At 69.0% G+C, this 2316-nt stretch carries 2 protein-coding genes; one reads left to right on the top strand and one right to left on the bottom strand.

What is annotated here, in order from left to right; genetic code table 11:
• Positions 1–357: 357 nt before the first annotated feature.
• Positions 358–993, top strand: coding sequence for a thymidine kinase (locus tag K0M70_RS00010; protein ID WP_290777592.1), 636 nt, complete (start codon positions 358–360; stop codon positions 991–993).
• On the opposite strand, the gene K0M70_RS00005 is transcribed toward K0M70_RS00010, so the two are convergent.
• Positions 990–2316 (bottom strand): tetratricopeptide repeat protein (locus tag K0M70_RS00005; protein ID WP_290777589.1); only part of this gene is annotated, 1327 nt, incomplete at its 5' end. The genes K0M70_RS00010 and K0M70_RS00005 overlap by 4 nt on opposite strands.

Genomic DNA, 2316 nt, shown 5'->3' with positions numbered 1-2316 from the left:
GCTGCCAGCATCTCCAGCTTCCGCCGCTCGATACTTTGCAAGCGCTTCATTAAAGCTGTCTATGGCGTTAGGGAGCAGGTCCAACTCGTGCTTAGTCATTGAAGGTGCCTTATTCTTAGAGAGCCGACTGACGCTCCGCATGTAGGTGGCAGGCCACGACTAGACTCTGCTGCGGTCGCTTACCTTTCAGCGATTCTATAGCCGACGCGCTCGTGTCTATTTTTCTCGCGAGGCTGTCTTAGGCGGCTGCGGTTGGGTCCACGGCTCAATGGGGGCATCGTTGGGGGTAAGATCGTGCTTCGCTTTGCACAGGTTCCAATAAAAAGCATATAAACCAATAGCTTACAGGAATGCGTTTTGGCCAAGCTCTATTTCTACTACTCGGCGATGAACGCCGGGAAGACCACCACCCTGCTGCAGAGCGCGCACAACTACCACGAGCGCGGCATGCGTACGCTCATCCTCACCCCGCAGCTGGACGATCGCTTCGGCGAGGGCGTGGTGGCGTCGCGCATCGGCCTCAAGGCAAAGGGCAGCATCTTTGGGCGCGAAGACGACCTGCAGGCGCTGGTGGCCGCCGACATCGCTGCCAAGGGGCCGCTGCACTGCGTGCTGGTGGACGAGGCGCAGTTCCTGTCCAAGGCCCAGGTGTGGCAAGTGACCGAGATCGTCGACCGGCTGAACGTGCCGGTGCTGGCCTACGGGCTTCGCACCGACTTCCGCGGCGAGCTGTTCGAAGGCAGCCAGTACCTGCTGGCCTGGGCCGACAACCTGGTTGAGATCAAGACCATCTGCCACACCGGCCGCAAGGCCACCATGGTGCTGCGCGTGGACGAACACGGCCGCGCGCTGTCCGACGGCCCGCAGGTGGAGATCGGCGGCAACGAACGCTACGTGTCCGTGAGCCGCGGCGAGTTCAAGAAAGTGATGGCGGGCGAGGGCGTGATCGACCTGCAGCAGCCGCAGCTGCCGCTGGGCAACGGCAGCGCCTAGCCGCCGCAGGGCTTGCTGATCTCGGCGATTTCATCGAGCGTGCGTTGGCGCTCGGGTTGGCGGGTGGCGGCCGCCGCAAGCGTGGCGGCGGCGAGCTCGCGGCCCTCGCCGGCCCGGCCCAGCCGGCACAGCAGGCGCGCCTCCAGCGCATCGGTGCGCCAGGCCACGTCGTCCGATTCGACGCTGCGCCGCCGCGGCCGTGCCTGCAGGGCGTCCAGCGCGGCGCGCGCCTGGACCAGGTCGCCGCCGTCGATCAGCAGGCGCACTTTCGCCAGATCGACCAGGGCCAGTGCCCGCGACGTTGGATCGATGCCCGCGGCCAGCAGGCGCCGCTTGGCCGAAGCCAGCAGCGCCGCGGCGGCCTGCGGGTTGCCCTGCACGCGCGCCACTTCGGCGAGCAGGCGCTCGGACCGGGCGGCCTGCACCGGATCGAAGGCCAAGGCCTGCTGCTGGCATTCGTGCGCCAGCAGCTCGGCGCTTTCGGCCTGGGCCAAGGCCAGCCGCGTACGGGCCAGGTCGCAGAGCACCGACCCGCGGGCGCCCAGTTCGTTGCTGCGCCGGCGCAGCTGCAGGCTGCGCTGCAGTGCGTCCTGCGCCTGGGCCAGCTGGCCCTGTTCCAGCGCCAGCTGGCCGAGCGTCTGCCAGGACGCCGCGACTTCGGCATGCTCGGGGCCAAAGCGCGCCAGCAGCCGCTCGTGCGCCTGGCGCAGCAGCCGCTCGGCTTCGGTCAGCTTGCCCGCTTCGATCAGCATCGCACCCAGCGGTCGCTGCACGCTGGTGGTGGCGGGGTGGCTGGGGCCAAAGCGGTTGAGGGCGATTTCCAGCGACTGGCGATAGGAGGCTTCGCTTTCCAGCGTGTCGCCGACCATGCGATGCAGGCTGCCCAGGTCGCGCCAGATTTCCACGCCCAGGGCATTGCGGTCGCCGCCGCTCTCGCGCAGCAGGGTCAGCGCGTCGCGAATGGCGGTGATGGCCTGGGCGTGGCGGCCCTCGTCGGCCAGCAGGCCGGCCAGGTCGGTCTGGCTTTCGGCCTGCAGCGCCTTGCTGTCGGCCAGGCCGCTGCGCAGGGCAAGCGCCTTGCCGAACAAGTCGCGCGCCACGTCCAGGCCGCCGAGCTGGCGGTGGCAGCGGCCCAGCTGGGACAGGAATTCCGACACGGCGCGCGGCTGTTCCGACGACTGCTGTTCGCTTGCCGCCATCCAGGGCGCCAGTGCCCTCACGCAAACCTCGGGCTGGCCGAGCGCGCGCAGGCTGCGGCCGCGGAGCGCCCCCCCCGCGATGCCCATGCGCGCCCGCGCGTCACCCCCCCGCGCGGCCCGCACC

The organism is Arenimonas sp. (assembly GCF_019459675.1).
Lineage (GTDB): Bacteria > Pseudomonadota > Gammaproteobacteria > Xanthomonadales > Xanthomonadaceae > Arenimonas.
This window is presented reverse-complemented; position numbering and strand designations above follow the sequence as displayed.